Genomic DNA, 15,179 nt, shown 5'->3' with positions numbered 1-15,179 from the left:
TGCCCGCGGTCAACGCGGGTGTGCCGGTCCGGAACGGCACTAGCGCTCGGAGGAAAGCCCCGCCGGGGTCAGTACGAAGACAGCGTCCGTTGATTGAGAATTCAATAGGGCTTCAATTTGGCGGGGGCCTTGAGTCCCCGTCCCCGCAACGGCCCGGGTGATGGCCGTCGGCGGCCACTTCGCGGCGGGTGAACCTGTCCCGCCCTGCGTGCCGGCTCTGGAGGAACACCGCGGGGATCATCCCTTCATTTCTGGAGGTCACCCCCGCGTGTGCCACCTGGTACGCGCCGCCCTGCTGGCGTCAGAGCAGTGATGATGACGCACCCGATTCCCCGGCTCGGGATCGGTGCTCCGTGGCAACGGCGCATCGGTGAAGCCCGGTCTCGCTTCCTTCTGGCTTCGCAGTGTCGATCGCTGCGGCCGGTTGCCTCCTCTGCCCGTCCGGTCCGCGCCTGTGTGCGGTGTCCGTACGGGCGGGGCGTGGGGAGCCGCGAGAGCTCCAGACCTCGACCTCACAGGAGTCCTGATGGGCCTGTTCCGTGCCAAGCACGTCACGCGGGTTGAGCAGACCAGTGCCGAGTGGTGGACGTTCTACTGCTCGTGCGGCCGCGTCTACGGCAAGGGCAAGTCCCGTGCCGAGGCGCAGCGCAAGGCCACCGGGCACGCCAACGCGTCCAACCGCTGACCAGTCATCCAACGGCGCGCACCCACCGGAGCGGCAACTCCGGTGGGTGCTTCGGGCCGTTTCACCTACCAGGGAGACCACGACCCAATGAGCAACATCGTCACTGTTCAGGACGCTGTTACCGCGTTCGCCGACTTCATGGAGCCGACGGACGCTGAGCTGGACGCGATCGAGCAGGAGATGCCCGCGATTCTCGCGGAGGTCGACCTGCTCGACGCGCAGATCATCACCCTCGACCGCATCCCGAGCGAGCTGGACGCCCGGCGTATCCGCCGCGCCCACCGCCGGGTACTCGCCGAGCGGCGCACGCTGGCCAACCGCACCTCCGGCGCGACGGGTGGTGCGGCATGAGCGCCACCGATGCGAAGCTTGCCGCCGCGCATGCGGAGGTGAAGGCGGAGATCGCCCGCACCGACAGCAAGACCGCGCTGCTGCTGGCGTTCGTCGGCGCGGTGCTGGCCGGTGCCTGGTCGCTCGCCCGCGACCTGCCCCACCCCCTCGCCGCCGCGATCGTCGGCGGCGCCGGAATGGTGCTGCTGGTGGCGGCGGCCGGTCTGCTGCTGCGCTCGGTCCGCCCCAACCTGCGCGGGCGGCACGGCTTCCCGCTGTGGGCCACCCTCACGGCCGACGAGGTCACCGACACCGTCAACGGCGGCGACCTCGCCGCTGACGTCGCCGGTCTGTCCCGCCTCGCGGTCGCCAAGTTCACCCTGCTGCGCCGCGCCGTCGACCTCACCTGCACGGGCGGCGCCCTGCTCATCCTCGCCCTCCTGCTCACCGCCGGGGGTGCGTGATGAGCGCTCGCAACGGCAAGACCGTGCTGCCCGCCGTGGCGATGACCGGGGTGTCCATGGTGCTGACCCTGGCCGTGGTCGTGATGTGGCTGGGCACGGCCGTGCCGTGGCCGGTCGCGCTGGTCGTCGGCCTCGGTATCGACGGAGGGTGGCTGGCCACCCTCGCCTACGAACGCCGCCTGGCCGCGCAGGGCGACCACAGCCGCATCGTGACCGCCGTGGGCTGGTGCTTCGGCCTCATCGCCGCCGGCGTCCTCGTGGCGCATGCACTGACCGCTGAGGCGTCCGCCGCCGCGTGGCTGGCGGTGGCGTGGCTGCCGATCGCCGCGAAGGCGCTGTGGCTGGTGCATGGGCTGTGGGAGCGGACCGCGCTCACCCCCCTCGCCCTGGACGCCATCCGCGGTATTCAGCAGGAGGCACGGGACGAGGCGGCCGTGGCCCGGGCCCGGCTGCGGGCGGAAGCCTCTACCGAGGAGACGAGGCTTGCGGCGGTCACCGCCGCTGGCGCCCGTGTCGCTCGCGTTCAGGCCAAGACTGCGAAGACGCTTGCCGGGGCCTGGTCGACGCTGGAGACGGCCCGGCAGGGTGAGGGCACCGGGCGGGCGCTGACCAGCGTGACCGGCCCGGTCACGCAGGAGGTCACGGCCCGCTGGGAACTGCCCGTGTGGGGCCCGGTCCAGCCGATCGCCGCGCCCGCGCTGGAGTCCGGTCCGGCGCTGAGCGACGCGGAGCTTGACGCGCTGGTGGAGGAGATCCGCACCAGCGAGACCCCCGCGCTGTCGTACCGGGTGATGGCCAAGCGCTTCCGCGCGGCCGGTCACGCCGCCTCCGAGACCCGCCTGCGGGCGGCCTGGAACCGCGTTGTCGGAGCGGCCTGATGTCCGCGGCGTGGGGCAAGTGCTTCGACCCGACCGGCGCCCGCTACGGCGTCCCCACCTACCCCTGGAAACTCGCCCCGGACGGACTGTGCACGCGCCGGCAGTTACGGGCCCAGGGGTTGCGTCCGGGCGGTCAGCCGATAGCGGCGCAGGTCATGCGGATCAACCGCCGCGCGGGCAGTCCGCGCGTCGCGTACCTGTACCGCGAGGACCTGGCCAAGCCCGTGCGGCCGATGACCTCGCGCAAGTGGGGCGCCCTCGCGCTGGCGATGCTCGCCCGCCGCACCTGCCCGAAGTGCCAGATCACCTACGCGTACTGCCTGCCGCGCTCGCTCGGCATGTGCGTGCTGTGCGCCTTTCCCGACACCCCGCCCTGTGAGTCTGGCCTGGGAGGTCAGCAGTGAAGCCGAACCTCAGCGAGACCCGCCATGACGACGCCGAACGCACCGGGTGGCTGCTGGACGCCGCCGATATCGCGTTCGCGTTCGAGCCGGTCAACGACATCGCCGCTGACTTCGAGGCCGTGGTGATGGAGGGCCTGCTCACCGACCGGGCCGTCCCGGTCTACCCGCCCGCCGGCCACTCCTACCCGCGGAAGGACTGAGTCATGGGCAAGCCGAACACCCGTCGCCTGGACAAGGAGATCCGGGCGACGGAACGCAAGATCGAAGCGGTGCAGAACCAGGAGATGTGGCCGCTGACCGGCGCCGAACGCCGCAAGGTCATGGGCGCCCTGGTCGGCGGTGGCTACCGGGTCGCGCGGGGCAAGGACAGCGGGCGCGCGGAACGGGCGTTGGAGCAGGTGTGGACGGCCGTGAACATGCGGCTGACCGCTGAACTGACGGCGTTGCAGATGGAGCGTCAGCGGCTCATCACCGAGGCCGCCAAGGACAAGGCGGCCGACGCCGCCAAGAAGTCGTCGGGGTGGTGGTGAGCATGGCCAACCGGCCAACGCCGCCGGGTGAGTGCCCGCAGTGCTGGCAGCACGCCCACGACCCGCGCATTCACCGCAGGCTCCGCCTCCGGCAGGACTGTCCGCAGTGCGTCGACCACATGGTCAACGGCCGCCCCACCCTCGTGCCCAAGCAGGCGAAGTGACGGGGAGCATGGACCACCAGCGCTGCCCCGCCGCCCATCCGGAAGACCCGACGCCGTGTGTGGGTCCGGTGGTGGTGACCGTGCTGGACGCGGCGGGCGCCGGCGCGAACGGGTGCGAGCACCACGCTGCCCGCCTCCTGGCCTCCCTCGAAGGGGGCCGCGTCTACGCCCTCCCGGACGCCCCGGAGGGTGTCGCGATCCGTGTCTTCACCGCTGCCGCGGGGATCCGCCCGTTCTGCTGGGTCGACGGCCCGCGCACCGCGCCCTCCCAGCTCAGCGCCATCGAGAACCAGGCCCGCCAGGGCCGCTGATCTGCCCCGGGGTGGCCGTCCTGCCACCGGCCCCGGCCACCCCGCCACTTCCCCTCAACTCCCGCCCCCCTCGGGGTAGTCAGGAGCACTTCCCGTATGTCCGAGAACGTCGTTCACCTGCACAAGAACACCGAACCGGCTGCCGACGAGGCGGCCGTGACCCGGCTGACCGTGGTCCCCGAGCCCGCCCCGGTCAAGCCCACGCCGCTGTGGGTTCGCTCCGGCCGCGCCCTCCGGCACGCGGTCACCCACGAGACCACGAAGACCACGGCGCGCGCCGTGGCCCGGCATGGCCTCTACACGCTCAACGGGGGCCGGATCGTAGCCCGTCGCACCTGGGACGGCCGTACCGGCGCCCGCTACGAGCGCATGCTGCGGGCGGCCGAAGCGGCCGGGAACTACGAGGTCGCCGAAGAGTGGGAGGAGCGGTTGCAGCGCTTCCGCGAGGCTCGTCACCGCCGCCGGATGGACCTGCTGCACTCGCCGCTGGACGCGGCCAAGGGTGTCGGGGTCACGGCGGGCATGGGCGTGGGCACGCTGGTCGCGCTGGGGGTGGTGCTGGCCATCGCCAACCACGACGCCCGTGAGGTCATCACCCCGCTGCAGGCCACGATCGAGTTCATCGCCGCCCTGATCCGGATCGTGCAGATCGTCTGGCCCTACGCCACCATCCTGGGCCCGCTGGTCGCGCTGCTGGGCATGTGGGCGGTGGGCAGCAAGCAGCAGGCCGCCCCCGCGTGGGCCCTGCCCGCCAACGTCCGTAGCGGTGAGGGTGAGCCGATCACCCCGTCCATCGTCGTCAAGGCCCTGCGCGACCTCGGCATCCCCGCCCTGCGCAAGGCGATTGCGGAGATGGGCGACGCCGGCGCCTCCATGCTCGGTCCGATCCGGATCGCCGGATGCGGTGTCGAGGTCGACGTCACCCTTCCCTCCGGAGTGGCCACGAACGAGATCCAGGCCAAGCGCCGCAAGCTCGCGGAGAACCTGACCCGGCACGAGCACGAGGTGTTCATCACCATCCCCGAGGCCGCGCGCACGGTGCGGCTGTGGATCGCCGACTCGGGCGCGCTGGACGAGCCGATCGGCCCGTCCCCGCTGGTCACCGACGAAACCCTGACCGCGAACTACAAGACCGGTAAGGCGCCGTGGGGTCAGGACCTGCGCGGCGACGCCGCCCTGATCAGCCTGTATCAGCGTCACCTGCTGGTCACGGGCCTGTCCAACCAGGGCAAGACCGCATCCCTGCGGGCGCTGGCCCTGTGGCTCGCCCTCGACAAGTCGGTGCAGTTCTGGATCGCCGACCTCAAGGGCATCGGCGACTGGGCCATGTTCGAGGGCATCGCCCAGGTGCTGATCGAGGGCCCCTCCGACGACCACGTCATCCAGGCGACCGAGATGGTTGAGGACGCGGTGGAGGAGATGAACCGGCGGATCGAGGAGCGCCGCCGTGACCCGAGCGTGGTATTCGATCCGCTGATCGTGCTGGTGGACGAGGCGCAGTTGGCGTTCATGTGCCCGGTCGTCGGCGACGACAAGCGCCCGTATGGCGGCTCCAAGGCCACCTCGCGGTACTTCATGGCCGTCCGTAAGATTCACAACCAGGGCCGTGCGGTGGATGTGCTGATGTGGCAGGGCACGCAGGACCCCACCGACCAGAACCTTCCCAAGCTGGTCCGCGAGGGTGCCCACACCCGCGCCTCCCTCGTGGTGGGCACCGAGTCTCAGGCGGAGATGGCGTTGGGTGCCAAGGCCGTCAACGCCGGCGCGGCCCCGCACCTGCTGCGTCAGGGCCTCGACAAGGGCACCCTCGTGGTCGCCTCCGACGGCATCGCCATCCCGGCGGGGCAGGCGTCCATCACGGTGCGCACCCACTTCATCGACGACGAGCCCGCCGCCGAGATCGCCGCCCGGGCCAAGGCCCTGCGCGACGGCGTCACCACCCTGCGCGCCATCGACCAGGGCGAGCAACGGGACGAGCTGGCCGACATCGCCGGGGTGCTCGGGGACGCGGAGCGGGTCCTGACCCGGGACGTCCTCAAGCGCCTGGACGGACTCAGCCACGACGCCTACGGCGACTGGACATTCACCGACCTCAAGCGCGTGCTGGAGGCCGTGGGCGTCGAGGCGTACAAGTCGCACGGCCTGATGAACATCCGCCGCGACGACGTGATGCGCGCCCTCACCGACCGCGACGCGGACGGTTCCGCTTCCGCCTCCTGACCCCGGGGAGGCACCCGCGCGCGCACCGGGGAGGCGGGGAGAACTCCCCAACCCCCTCCCCACCCCCGCCTCCCCGCCCTGATCAGCACAAACATCGTTTCAGGGAGGCGGGGAGGCACCCCAGGCCAACCCCCGAAAACCCCCTCACAGACGCCCCCACAAGGGGGTGTCTCCGCCTCCCCGAAGCCACTTCGGAAGGGATTCCACATGTACCCCGAGCCTGCCCGCCACACGCCCCGCGAAGGGGCCGTGGAAGTCCACCAGCCGACCCCGATACCGCCCACCGTCCACGCGCCGGCGCCGCTCGTTCCCGTCCAGCAGCACGCCGTGCCGACCGTGGCGAGCATCGTCCTGCCCGACGGCCGCGTCGTCACCGGCTACGCCCTCGACCCGGCCAAGCCCGAACCGGTCGCGGTCAAACCGCCGATCTCGCGTGCGGCGGTGAACGTCGCCCTCGGGGGCGTCGGGTTCCTCGCCGTGTGCGGCGGACTGCTGCTGCTCACCACGTTCATCACCGCGCTGACCGCGCTGGTCACCGAGCTCATCACGCTCGCTGCCGTGCTCTTCGGCGGCTACGTGGCCGTGCAGCTCTTCAAGCCCACCGGCCACAGCACGGGCGGCAACACGTTCCGCATCCGCAAAGCGATCTTCAAGCGCAACCACTTCCACGGCTGACAAGGAGCCAACAACCGTGATCCGTCTCCGCGTTCAGGCCAGCGGCTGGCCCCGCCGGACCCTGATCCTGACCGACACACCCCGCCCCAACTGCCCTGACTGTGACGGCGACGGCGGATTCGAGTACCCCTATGGCGACCACAACGGTGAGTACGCCGGCAGCAACTGGGAGCCCTGCCCCTGCTGGCACGAGACCTGGCGTTGGCGCCTGCTGCCCCTGCCGCGCCGACCCCGATGGCTGCGCCGCCACGACCACGTCCGCGACCCGTGGGACCCCGACGGCTACAGCAGCGAACCGCCCTTCTAGCGACGCCAAGGGCGACCCCCATTCCGCCAAGAACCCGAGGTCGCCCTTGTCTCCAGTCCTCAACAGACCTGTTGGAGGTCTCCCAGCATGACGCAACCCACCGACATCCGGCGAGTCGCGAGCGAGCATCTGCGCACCGCGCTACGTCTTGCGGCGGCCGGTGTCCCGCCCCTGCCGTTGCGGGCGAGGAAGCTGCCGTTCGGGAACTGCCCGGCCTGCGTGCGCAACGCGTGCGGTGGCCGGCCGAACATGAAAACCCCCGGACCCTGCGCCTGCCCGCTGCCGTGCCACGGCTGGGCCGCCGCCACCACCGACCCCCACGTCCTCACCTCCCCGGCCTGGACGCGGGCATGGCGGTACGCGGCGGCTGTCGCCTACCACCCCGGCGGCGCCGGGCTGACCGTGGTCGACCTCGACAACGCGGACGCCATCGCCTGGGCCCGCGAGACCCTGCCCGCGACCCGCACCGTGACCACCACCCGGGGTGAGCACTGGATCTACCGGGGCACCATGGCGTCCTCGAACGCGGTCCGGCCCGGCGTCGACATCAAGTCCCTTATGCAGTACGCCCGTTGGCTCGCATGGGGCGAGGGCGTCACGGCCCCCCTGCCGGACGCTGTCCGTGCTCTGGCAGTAAAGGAGGCGCCCTCCGCTCGCAGGGCGCCACAGACGCTCTCAGTGCCCCTGGGGGGCCACGGGGGCGAGTGTCGGCATCGCACGCCCACCTACCTCGAACGCGGCATCGCCATGGCGGAGCAGCGCATCACGGAGGCCCGCAGCGCCATCCACGCCACGGTCTACCGCACGTTCCTCGCGGTGCTGTCCGCGCACGGGCGGTGCGGCTGCCTCACCGACGCCCACATTGCCCGGCTGTTCACCGCCGCGCAGGCCAAGGGCGAAACCGTCCGGCACTGCACCGACGCGTGGACCAACGCCCGCACCGCACTGGGGATGTAGCCATGCCCGAGGATGACAAGAACCCCGCCCGCGAGATCATCACCGACTACGCACAGGCGCACTTCCGCTACTTCCGCACCGCCGACGGAACCGTCTACGCGCAGCGCAACGGCCACCCCGTGGCCCGCCCGATCCGCTCCCAGGGCACCACCGGCAGCCACCGCCAGGAACTCATGGTCGGACTGTTCAAGGACGGGCGCGGCGTGTTCAACGGCACCGCACTCAAGGAGGCACTCGACTTGATCGAAGCACTCGCCCTGACCGAGGACGTGCAGCCCGTGCATATCCGCGTGGCCCCCGGGTTCGACGGGGCGACGTGGCTGGACCTGGGACGCGACGACGGACAGTCGGTCCGTATCCACCCCACCGGGTGGGAGATCGCCGTACCGGACCCGCGTGAGGTGTCCTGGCGGCGCACCCAGCTCACCGGGGAACTGCCCCTGCCGGCCAAGGACACCAACGGCAAGGGAATCGACCTGCTGCTGAGGCTGTGCAACTTCGCCACGGCGGAGACCGAGTGCCTGGCCATCGCATGGCTCATCGGCTGCCTGGCACCGTCCGTGCCCGTCCCCGCCCCGTTCCTCACCGGCCCGCAGGGCGCGGGCAAATCCACCGGCGGGCGGATGCTCGTGCGGATCATCGAGGGCATGAGCGGTGACCTGCGCCGCGCCCCCAAGGATGAGGAGAACCTGATCACAGCGGTCGCGGCCGGATGGGTCACCGCCCTGGACAACCTCTCCCACATGACCCCGGAACTCTCGGACGCAATGTGCTGCATCGTCACCGGCGCCGAGAACGTCAAACGCGCCCTGTTCACCGACGGGGACGTCTTCCGCGTCGGCTACCGCCGCCCCCTGCTCATGACCGGCATCGACGTCGGCGTCATCCGCCCCGACCTCGCCGAACGGCTCCTGCCGCTGCGGTTGGAGCGGCCCCGGGTGCGGCGCACCGAGGATGAGCTGTGGACCGAGTACGCGCAGATCCTGCCCGTGGTGCTCGGCTCGCTCCTCGACCTCACCGTCAAGGTCCGCGCGGCCGAAGCGGAAACCCCCACCGACCTGCGCATGGCGGACTTCGCGCACCTGTGCGCGCAACTCGACGCGGCCACCGGCCTGGGCGCGCTCACCGCCTACCGGGCCAGCCTGGACGACCTCAACGACGACGTAATCGAGGGCGACCTGTTGGCACAGACCGTCCTCCAGTACGCCGACACCCTCGAACCGGGCACGGACCAGCGGATGACCTCCACCGAGTGGCTGCACTGCCTCACCCGCCTCTACACCGGCGAGGACTACCGGCCCCTGCCCAAAGGGTGGCCGACCACGGGAAAGGTGCTCTCCGACCGGCTCAAGCGGCTACAGCCCACCCTCGCCGCCCGGGGCGTCCTCATCGACTCCGGGCGCACCAAAGAGGGCCGCTACCTCGAAATGACCCGGCTGCTGCCACCATCCCTCCACGAGCAGCAGCCGGCCTTCTAGCGGCCTCGCCGCACCGCACAAGCAAGAAGAGCACCACCGGCCGCGCGTGCTCTTCTTGCTCTTCGGCGGCACCGCCGCCCTGCTCAGGTCGTGCCGCGTAGCGGCTCCTTCTTCCAGTCCTGAGCCGCGCCGCACCACCACAGACAGCCCCCTCTTTTTTCCTAAGTAGGGGAACGCTGCGTCACCTGCGTCACCCGGGCCCGGAAAACGGTCGGTGACCTGCACAGACAGGGGTGACGCAGACGGCCTGTGGCTGCGTCACCCCGCGTCATCTGCGTCACCGATGACGAACGGCTTGCGTCACCGGTGACGCACCCCCACCGCTCTGCGTCACCTGAAAGCCGCAGGTCAGAAGCCTGAATGACGCAGATGACGCAGGTGACGCAGAAATCCGCACCTCGGACACATCCCGGAGCACCGGGGCGGGACTCGCTCTCTCCCCTTCCCCGCAGGAAGGACGACATGAAGAAGTACCTGACCACTGCGGAAGTCGCCGAGCGCTACCGCACGTCGCCCTCGACTGTCCGCTATTGGCGCTACGCCGAAACCGGCCCGCAGTGCTTCATCAGGCGCGGTCGACACGTTCTGTACGACGCCGAAGCTCTGGACAAATACGACGCTGAGGAGATCGGAGGCCGACGCGCAGCATGACCCGACCCCACCTCATGACCGACCACCCGGCCTGCCCTGAGAGGGAGGGGAACTGATGGCTGACGTGTACGACCGATGGCACCTGTCCCGCCCGCCGGCCGACGCCAAGCCGTGCGCGGCACACAGCAGCAAGACCCAGACCCTGTATCCCAGTTCCGAGCACGGTGTAGGGCAGCGGTGGCAGGTGCGGTACCGGGACCTGTCCGGCAAGCAGCGCAAGGAGAACTTCGAGAAGAAGACAGCGGCAGACTCCCGGGCCGCCAAGGTGAAGGCGGAACTCGACGCCGGCACATTCGTGAACCGGGAGCTGGGCAAGCAGAAGTTCCGGGACATCGCTGAGCGCTGGCGGGAGACCGCCATTCACCGTGAGCGGACCGAGACGAACGTCGAGCGGGCCCTACGGCTGCACATCTATCCGACGTTCGGCAATCGGGAGATCGGCCGGATTGGGAGGGCGGACGGACAGAGGTGGATCAAAGAAAGGTCTGAGGTCATCGCACCGTCGACCTTCGCGACGCCCTGGAACGTCTGCACCAGCATCCTGAAGATGGCCCACCAAGAAGGGATCATCCCGAAGTACCCATGGGAGGGATTGAAGCCCCCGGAGGTCTTCTATCCGGAGATTCACCCGCTGGACCCGGAGGCAGTGAAGGCGCTGATCGTGACCGCGTCTCCCCGGTATCGCGCCTTGGTGCGGCAGGCTGCTTCCACCGGTCTGCGGCAGGGCGAGTTGTTCGGGCTGGAGGACGGAGAGCCTGCCGAGACCGTGACGGTCAAGCAGCAACTCATCGGTCCCGACAAGGGGGTGCCGTACCTCGGGGAGCCGAAGACCAAGCAGAGCTACCGGTCTGTTCCCCAGGGGCGTTCGGTCGTGGACGAGATCACCAGGCATCGAAAGGAGTTCCCGCCGCAGGTCGTCTACATCGAGGATCGGACCAACCCGAGAAAGCCCGTATGGCGTCACGCCCGCCTGCTCTACACCAGTGCGACCGGTGGGGCGATCCGGCGTGGTAGCTGGGCGAAGGTATGGGCCCGCAACGTGAAACGCGCGAACACCTACCTGGAGCAGTCCGGCAGCAAGGTCCGCGTCCCCGAGGACACGACCCTTCATGATCTGCGGCACTTCTACGCGTCGGTTCTGATCAAGAACGGGGCCACGCCGAAGCAAGTGCAGATGAGACTCGGTCACGCTAAGCCATCGATCACGCTGAACGTCTACACCCATCTGTGGGAGGCGGAGGCGGACCGGACGGCCGACATGATGGAGGCGGCCCTGAGCGATGTGCCCTGACTGTGCCCTCTGACCCCCCGGTACGGCCGACTTCCCAGGTCAGGGAGTCGGCCGTACACCCTGTGCGGGGGTGCCGCCCTCTCGTGCATCATCTGCTGAGACTGTCAAGCTAAGTCTCTGACACCGAAAACGAAGAGATCGACCCGGACGTCGCCACCACGATCGTGGAGCCGGTCGGCTTCCTGCTCACTGATGTTCCCGAGGACGCTCGGGAGCAACTCGTCCGTCTGTTCCGCGAGGTGGCGCAGGACGAGGACAATCCGGAGCGCAGGGCGATGGCGGAGGAGTTCCCCGAGGCCATCGGCCTGGTCGAGGAGGACTGAAAGCGAGAACGACGCGGGGCGGCGGCCCCACACGACACCGTGTGGGGCCGCCGGCGTTCTTTCTCTCTCAGGCGGCCGAGCCGTCCCCGCCCGGTCGTAGTGCGGCCAGCTCGGCGTCGGACGGGCGGTGGACCGCCTCGGCTGCCTCGCGCAGGGCCGCGCGGTCGACCTTCTTCTTGTCGGCGATGAGCCGTACCACCACACCGTCGCGGGGCACCGCGTACTCGTGGACCCCGCCCGCCGTGCGGTACCACGCGTCACCGTCCTGCTCGCAGGTGACCGGCTTGAGCGCGTCGGCACCGAGCGGCTGCTCGGCGCAGTTCCCGGCTGTCAGTGTGCTGTGGTCGGCGAAGAGGCCGATCCGCGTGGAGCCCTTGTCGGACCGGTACGCGGCGGCGAACTCACCATCCTTGTAAGAGCCGACCGACGCCGGGAACACGGTGTAGCCGGAGACCTTGGTGACGTAGACGAGCTCCGGCTCGACACCCCAGTCCTTGGCGGCGGCGGCGAGCTCAGCGCTGTCGGCGGCCGCCCCTCCCGTCCCGCTCGCCTTGTCCGCGCCGCATCCCGCCAGCAGAACCGGCAGCAGCGACAGAGCGAGGAGAGTGCGCAGGTTTCGTGTCATGTGCACATCCTGACGTACGAGCCCGCCGCAGGTGGTAGAGGTTTCCGGATATGACCATCCGCACCCGACGTTACATCGGGTGGACTCCGCTCGTAGGGTGGATCCCACCCCGTCTGCGGAGGGAGCGTCCATGTCGGGCTGGAGTGTCGAGGCCATCCCCGATCAGAGCGGACGCGTGGCCGTGGTCACCGGGGCCAACAGCGGGATCGGGTACGCCACCGCGCGGGAACTGGCCCGCAAGGGTGCCCGCGTGGTGCTCGCCTGTCGCAGCGAGCGGCGGGGCGGCGAGGCCCGGGAACGGCTGCTGAGCGAAGTGCCGGGCACCAAGGCGGAGTTGGCCCGCCTTGACCTCGGGGACCTGTCCTCCGTACGGGAGTTCGCGACCTCGTACCCGTACGACCGCCTCGACCTGCTGGTCAACAACGCGGGCGTGATGGCGCTGCCGTACGGCACGACCGCGGACGGCTTCGAGACCCAGTTCGGCACCAACCACCTGGGCCACTTCGCCCTGACCGGCCTGCTGTTGCCCTCGATCCTCGCGACGCCCGGCGCACGCGTCGTGACGGTCTCCAGTGGCATGCACGCCCTGGCCAACATCGACCCCGACGACCTCAACAGCGAGCGCCGGTACCGGCGTTGGGTCGCCTACGCCCGGTCCAAGACCGCCAACCTGCTCTTCACCCACGAACTGGCGCGCAGGCTGGCGGCCCACGGCTCGGACGTGGTGGCCGCCGCGGCACATCCCGGATACGCGGCGACCAACCTCCAGGGCGCCGCACCGCGGATGGAGGGGCGGCGGCTGAGGGAGCGGCTGATGGAGGTCGGCAACCAGGTCTTCGCGCAGTCCGCGGAGACCGGCGCCCTGCCCCTGCTGTACGCGGCGACCGCCCCCGACGTACGGCCCGACTCCTTCACCGGACCGTCGTTCATGATGTGGCGCGGGGCGCCGGGTCCGTCGTGGCGGGCGCCCTGGACGCTCAACGATGCGGCGGGGCCGAGGCTTTGGGCCGCCTCGGAACGACTCACCGGTGTGGCGTACGAGGCGCTGAAGGGCTGACGGCGCGTCACCTCGGCCTGTCCCGCCAGACCGCGAAGTAAGCCAGTGCCGCAAGTGCCGCCGTGGCCGACGCCACGGTCAGAGCCGCCGGGAGGGAGTGACCGGCGATCCCGCCCGCGGCCGCCGCGCCCAGAGCGAACCCGGTGATCTTCAGGCTGGCGCCGGTGGTGAAGATCTGGCCGCGCAGATGGTCGGGGGCCTCCCGGTGCCGTATCGCGAACAGGGCCGTGAGCTGGGGTCCGGCGCCGACGCCGGTGAGCACGGCGGCGGCGACGAGGACGACCGGATGAGCGGTCGCCGCCAGGGCCAGCGCGGTCGCCTGCACGAGGGCGCCTACCCAGATCGCCGTGTCCGGGGTGATCAGGCGGGGGTGTCGCGCCAGCACGGAGTTGGCCGTCAGCGAGGCGCCGGCCGTGCAGGACAGCAGCAGCGCGCCGCGCCCGGACCCGCCCAGGGCATGCTGCCCGAGGAGTGGGACGCAGGCGGTGAACATGCCCTCGGCAGCACAGCACAGGACCGAGGTGAGGGTGGCCCGGGCCAGGGCGGGCCGCCGGACGATGAACCGGAGCCCGGCGGTGAGCGGGGCGCTTCGCGCGGTGTCGGTCCTTCCGCCCGGTCGTGTCCGGGGCGCCACCCCTCGCTGGGCCACCCTCGGCAGGCGCCAGGCCGCCGGGGTCGCGAGGCCGATCAGGGTCACCGCCACCGCCACCGCCGTCGGCGCCCCCAGCGTCTCTGCCGCCGCCCCCGCGAGGGCCGGTCCGGCGAGGCTCGCGGTGGTGAAGGTCATCGCGTCCAGGGCGTTGGCCCGGGGCAGCGCGTCGCCCGCCACCACCCGGGGGAGCTGGGCCGTCCAGCCACCCGAGAGCGCCGGCCCGAGCAGTCCCGTGCACACGGCGATCAGGACGGTGAGGGGGAGGGGCAGATGCCCGAGTCCCAGCAGGATGGCCGCCACTCCGGCGCCGTACGCGGCCAGTGCGCAGGCCAGCAGGCGGCCCGGGCGTGACGCCCGGTCCAGGAACGCGCCGAGCAGCGGTCCGCCGACCGCCGCGGCGACGTTGAGCCCGGCCAGCAGCGACGAGGCGGTCGCCGTGGAGCCGGTCAGGGCGTATCCGGCCAGCATCATCGCCGGTCCGGACATCTCGTCGCCGGTGCGGGCGGACACCGCACCGACGAAGTACGAGGCCGTCGAGTAACGCTTTGCCATCAGTAACACGTTACGTGAGTAACCCTGAAGCCGGTCAATATGCGTTACATTCGGCCTGTGTCACCTCCTCGCGACGACTGGTCCGGCCGGCATTCCGTACAGGCCGTGGCCCGGCGCGCCGCGGCCCTGGTCAGCGCCCTCACCCGCGAGCACCCGGACCCGGAGGAGGTCGTCGCCGTCCTGCGCGAGTACGGCGAGCAGGGTCCCCTCGATCTCACCCCGGAGGACCTCGCCGGGATGCGCGCGGCCGCCGTCCTGCTGCGCGAGGTCTTCACCGCCGACGGCCTCGACGCCGCCGTGGCGGCCCTGAACGGCCTCCTCCAGGAGCACGCCGGTCCCCTCCGCCTGACCGCCCACGGCGGCGCCACCCCCTGGCACCCCCACCTCGACCGCGACGACGACGGCCCGTGGGGAGAGTGGCTGCTGGCCTCCTCCGCCCTGGCGCTGACCGTGCTCGTCTGGGACACCCAGCGTCCGCCCGGCCGCCTGTGCGCCGCACACAACTGCCGTCAGGTCTTCATCACCCAGGGCGCCGGCCCCGAACGCCGCTACTGCTCGCGCCGCTGCGCCACCCGCGAACGCGTCGCGGCCCATCGGCGCAGGGCCGCGGCGCCGGAGTGACCTC

General features: G+C 70.8%; 21 protein-coding genes. 19 read left to right on the top strand and 2 right to left on the bottom strand.

What is annotated here, in order from left to right; translation table 11 throughout:
* The first annotated feature begins 526 nt into the window (after positions 1 to 526).
* The 17 genes from ACWCQ1_RS18640 (at position 527) to ACWCQ1_RS18560 (ending at position 11,668) form a co-directional block, all read left to right on the top strand.
* Positions 527 to 685 (top strand): hypothetical protein, encoded by a 159-nt coding sequence (locus tag ACWCQ1_RS18640; protein WP_451026926.1) that lies wholly within the window; start codon positions 527 to 529, stop codon positions 683 to 685.
* Positions 686 to 772: 87 nt separating this feature from the next.
* Complete coding sequence (locus ACWCQ1_RS18635) at positions 773 to 1,036, top strand: DUF6284 family protein (RefSeq protein ID WP_451026925.1); 264 nt, start codon at positions 773 to 775, stop codon at positions 1,034 to 1,036.
* A complete protein-coding gene (locus ACWCQ1_RS18630) occupies positions 1,033 to 1,479 on the top strand; it encodes a Pycsar system effector family protein (protein WP_451026924.1) in 447 nt (148 codons plus the stop codon). Before ACWCQ1_RS18635 ends, ACWCQ1_RS18630 begins: the two co-directional genes overlap by 4 nt.
* Entirely contained in the window at positions 1,479 to 2,357 is an 879-nt protein-coding gene (locus ACWCQ1_RS18625; RefSeq protein ID WP_451026923.1) for a protein spdB, read from the top strand. Before ACWCQ1_RS18630 ends, ACWCQ1_RS18625 begins: the two co-directional genes overlap by 1 nt.
* Positions 2,357 to 2,761 (top strand): RRQRL motif-containing zinc-binding protein, encoded by a 405-nt coding sequence (locus ACWCQ1_RS18620; protein WP_451026922.1) that lies wholly within the window; start codon positions 2,357 to 2,359, stop codon positions 2,759 to 2,761. Before ACWCQ1_RS18625 ends, ACWCQ1_RS18620 begins: the two co-directional genes overlap by 1 nt.
* Positions 2,758 to 2,961, top strand: coding sequence for a hypothetical protein (locus ACWCQ1_RS18615; RefSeq protein ID WP_451026921.1), 204 nt, complete (start codon positions 2,758 to 2,760; stop codon positions 2,959 to 2,961). Before ACWCQ1_RS18620 ends, ACWCQ1_RS18615 begins: the two co-directional genes overlap by 4 nt.
* A 3-nt stretch (positions 2,962 to 2,964) precedes the next feature.
* Positions 2,965 to 3,291, top strand: coding sequence for a hypothetical protein (locus tag ACWCQ1_RS18610; protein ID WP_451026920.1), 327 nt, complete (start codon positions 2,965 to 2,967; stop codon positions 3,289 to 3,291).
* A gap of 2 nt (positions 3,292 to 3,293) precedes the next feature.
* On the top strand, positions 3,294 to 3,455 hold the full coding sequence (locus ACWCQ1_RS18605) for a pRL2-8 (RefSeq protein ID WP_451026919.1): 162 nt from the start codon (positions 3,294 to 3,296) through the stop codon (positions 3,453 to 3,455).
* Positions 3,452 to 3,766: a hypothetical protein gene (locus tag ACWCQ1_RS18600; RefSeq protein ID WP_451026918.1), complete on the top strand. Its 315-nt coding sequence runs from the start codon at positions 3,452 to 3,454 to the stop codon at positions 3,764 to 3,766. The genes ACWCQ1_RS18605 and ACWCQ1_RS18600 overlap by 4 nt, the downstream gene beginning before the upstream one ends.
* Positions 3,767 to 3,862: 96 nt before the next feature.
* Positions 3,863 to 5,986: an FtsK/SpoIIIE domain-containing protein gene (locus tag ACWCQ1_RS18595; RefSeq protein WP_451026917.1), complete on the top strand. Its 2,124-nt coding sequence runs from the start codon at positions 3,863 to 3,865 to the stop codon at positions 5,984 to 5,986.
* A gap of 207 nt (positions 5,987 to 6,193) precedes the next feature.
* Entirely contained in the window at positions 6,194 to 6,661 is a 468-nt protein-coding gene (locus ACWCQ1_RS18590; protein ID WP_451026916.1) for a hypothetical protein, read from the top strand.
* Positions 6,662 to 6,677: 16 nt separating this feature from the next.
* The gene (locus ACWCQ1_RS18585; RefSeq protein WP_451026915.1) at positions 6,678 to 6,968 is read left to right on the top strand and encodes a hypothetical protein; all 291 of its coding nucleotides are present in this window, start codon (positions 6,678 to 6,680) and stop codon (positions 6,966 to 6,968) included.
* 87 nt (positions 6,969 to 7,055) lie between these two features.
* Complete coding sequence (locus ACWCQ1_RS18580) at positions 7,056 to 7,925, top strand: bifunctional DNA primase/polymerase (protein WP_451026914.1); 870 nt, start codon at positions 7,056 to 7,058, stop codon at positions 7,923 to 7,925.
* Between the two features lie 2 nt (positions 7,926 to 7,927).
* Complete coding sequence (locus ACWCQ1_RS18575) at positions 7,928 to 9,403, top strand: ATP-binding protein (protein ID WP_451026913.1); 1,476 nt, start codon at positions 7,928 to 7,930, stop codon at positions 9,401 to 9,403.
* A gap of 462 nt (positions 9,404 to 9,865) precedes the next feature.
* Positions 9,866 to 10,054, top strand: coding sequence for a helix-turn-helix domain-containing protein (locus ACWCQ1_RS18570; RefSeq protein ID WP_355710693.1), 189 nt, complete (start codon positions 9,866 to 9,868; stop codon positions 10,052 to 10,054).
* 55 nt (positions 10,055 to 10,109) lie between these two features.
* Positions 10,110 to 11,345: a tyrosine-type recombinase/integrase gene (locus tag ACWCQ1_RS18565; protein ID WP_451026912.1), complete on the top strand. Its 1,236-nt coding sequence runs from the start codon at positions 10,110 to 10,112 to the stop codon at positions 11,343 to 11,345.
* A gap of 164 nt (positions 11,346 to 11,509) precedes the next feature.
* Positions 11,510 to 11,668 (top strand): hypothetical protein, encoded by a 159-nt coding sequence (locus tag ACWCQ1_RS18560; RefSeq protein ID WP_451026911.1) that lies wholly within the window; start codon positions 11,510 to 11,512, stop codon positions 11,666 to 11,668.
* A gap of 67 nt (positions 11,669 to 11,735) precedes the next feature.
* On the opposite strand, the gene ACWCQ1_RS18555 is transcribed toward ACWCQ1_RS18560, so the two are convergent.
* Positions 11,736 to 12,293, bottom strand: coding sequence for a hypothetical protein (locus ACWCQ1_RS18555; protein WP_358593432.1), 558 nt, complete (start codon positions 12,291 to 12,293; stop codon positions 11,736 to 11,738).
* A 130-nt stretch (positions 12,294 to 12,423) separates the two neighbouring features.
* Between ACWCQ1_RS18555 and ACWCQ1_RS18550 the strand changes: the two genes are divergently transcribed.
* On the top strand, positions 12,424 to 13,350 hold the full coding sequence (locus ACWCQ1_RS18550; RefSeq protein ID WP_358593433.1) for an oxidoreductase: 927 nt from the start codon (positions 12,424 to 12,426) through the stop codon (positions 13,348 to 13,350).
* A 7-nt stretch (positions 13,351 to 13,357) separates the two neighbouring features.
* On the opposite strand, the gene ACWCQ1_RS18545 is transcribed toward ACWCQ1_RS18550, so the two are convergent.
* Positions 13,358 to 14,554 (bottom strand): MFS transporter, encoded by a 1,197-nt coding sequence (locus ACWCQ1_RS18545; RefSeq protein WP_358593434.1) that lies wholly within the window; start codon positions 14,552 to 14,554, stop codon positions 13,358 to 13,360.
* 39 nt (positions 14,555 to 14,593) lie between these two features.
* Here ACWCQ1_RS18545 and ACWCQ1_RS18540 point away from each other — a divergent pair, with 39 nt between their 5' ends.
* Positions 14,594 to 15,175, top strand: coding sequence for a CGNR zinc finger domain-containing protein (locus ACWCQ1_RS18540; RefSeq protein ID WP_358593435.1), 582 nt, complete (start codon positions 14,594 to 14,596; stop codon positions 15,173 to 15,175).
* Positions 15,176 to 15,179 lie beyond the last annotated feature (4 nt).

It is taken from the genome of Streptomyces sp. NPDC002144 (assembly GCF_053593695.1).
Note: the sequence above shows the minus strand (reverse complement) of the source record. Positions and strands in the feature narration are given on the sequence as shown.

Excerpts from the sequence above, each read along its gene's own strand:
- ACWCQ1_RS18555 (WP_358593432.1), bottom strand. The coding sequence starts at position 12,293 with ATGACACGAAACCTGCGCACTCTCCTCGCTCTGTCGCTGCTGCCGGTT.
- ACWCQ1_RS18625 (WP_451026923.1), top strand. The coding sequence starts at position 1,479 with ATGAGCGCTCGCAACGGCAAGACCGTGCTGCCCGCCGTGGCGATGACC.
- ACWCQ1_RS18610 (WP_451026920.1), top strand. The coding sequence starts at position 2,965 with ATGGGCAAGCCGAACACCCGTCGCCTGGACAAGGAGATCCGGGCGACG.
- ACWCQ1_RS18565 (WP_451026912.1), top strand. The coding sequence starts at position 10,110 with ATGGCTGACGTGTACGACCGATGGCACCTGTCCCGCCCGCCGGCCGAC.
- ACWCQ1_RS18590 (WP_451026916.1), top strand. The coding sequence starts at position 6,194 with ATGTACCCCGAGCCTGCCCGCCACACGCCCCGCGAAGGGGCCGTGGAA.
- ACWCQ1_RS18620 (WP_451026922.1), top strand. The coding sequence starts at position 2,357 with ATGTCCGCGGCGTGGGGCAAGTGCTTCGACCCGACCGGCGCCCGCTAC.
- ACWCQ1_RS18575 (WP_451026913.1), top strand. The coding sequence starts at position 7,928 with ATGCCCGAGGATGACAAGAACCCCGCCCGCGAGATCATCACCGACTAC.
- ACWCQ1_RS18540 (WP_358593435.1), top strand. The coding sequence starts at position 14,594 with ATGCGTTACATTCGGCCTGTGTCACCTCCTCGCGACGACTGGTCCGGC.
- ACWCQ1_RS18595 (WP_451026917.1), top strand. The coding sequence starts at position 3,863 with ATGTCCGAGAACGTCGTTCACCTGCACAAGAACACCGAACCGGCTGCC.
- ACWCQ1_RS18570 (WP_355710693.1), top strand. The coding sequence starts at position 9,866 with ATGAAGAAGTACCTGACCACTGCGGAAGTCGCCGAGCGCTACCGCACG.
- ACWCQ1_RS18580 (WP_451026914.1), top strand. The coding sequence starts at position 7,056 with ATGACGCAACCCACCGACATCCGGCGAGTCGCGAGCGAGCATCTGCGC.
- ACWCQ1_RS18630 (WP_451026924.1), top strand. The coding sequence starts at position 1,033 with ATGAGCGCCACCGATGCGAAGCTTGCCGCCGCGCATGCGGAGGTGAAG.
- ACWCQ1_RS18545 (WP_358593434.1), bottom strand. The coding sequence starts at position 14,554 with ATGGCAAAGCGTTACTCGACGGCCTCGTACTTCGTCGGTGCGGTGTCC.
- ACWCQ1_RS18550 (WP_358593433.1), top strand. The coding sequence starts at position 12,424 with ATGTCGGGCTGGAGTGTCGAGGCCATCCCCGATCAGAGCGGACGCGTG.
- ACWCQ1_RS18635 (WP_451026925.1), top strand. The coding sequence starts at position 773 with ATGAGCAACATCGTCACTGTTCAGGACGCTGTTACCGCGTTCGCCGAC.
- ACWCQ1_RS18640 (WP_451026926.1), top strand. The coding sequence starts at position 527 with ATGGGCCTGTTCCGTGCCAAGCACGTCACGCGGGTTGAGCAGACCAGT.
- ACWCQ1_RS18605 (WP_451026919.1), top strand. The coding sequence starts at position 3,294 with ATGGCCAACCGGCCAACGCCGCCGGGTGAGTGCCCGCAGTGCTGGCAG.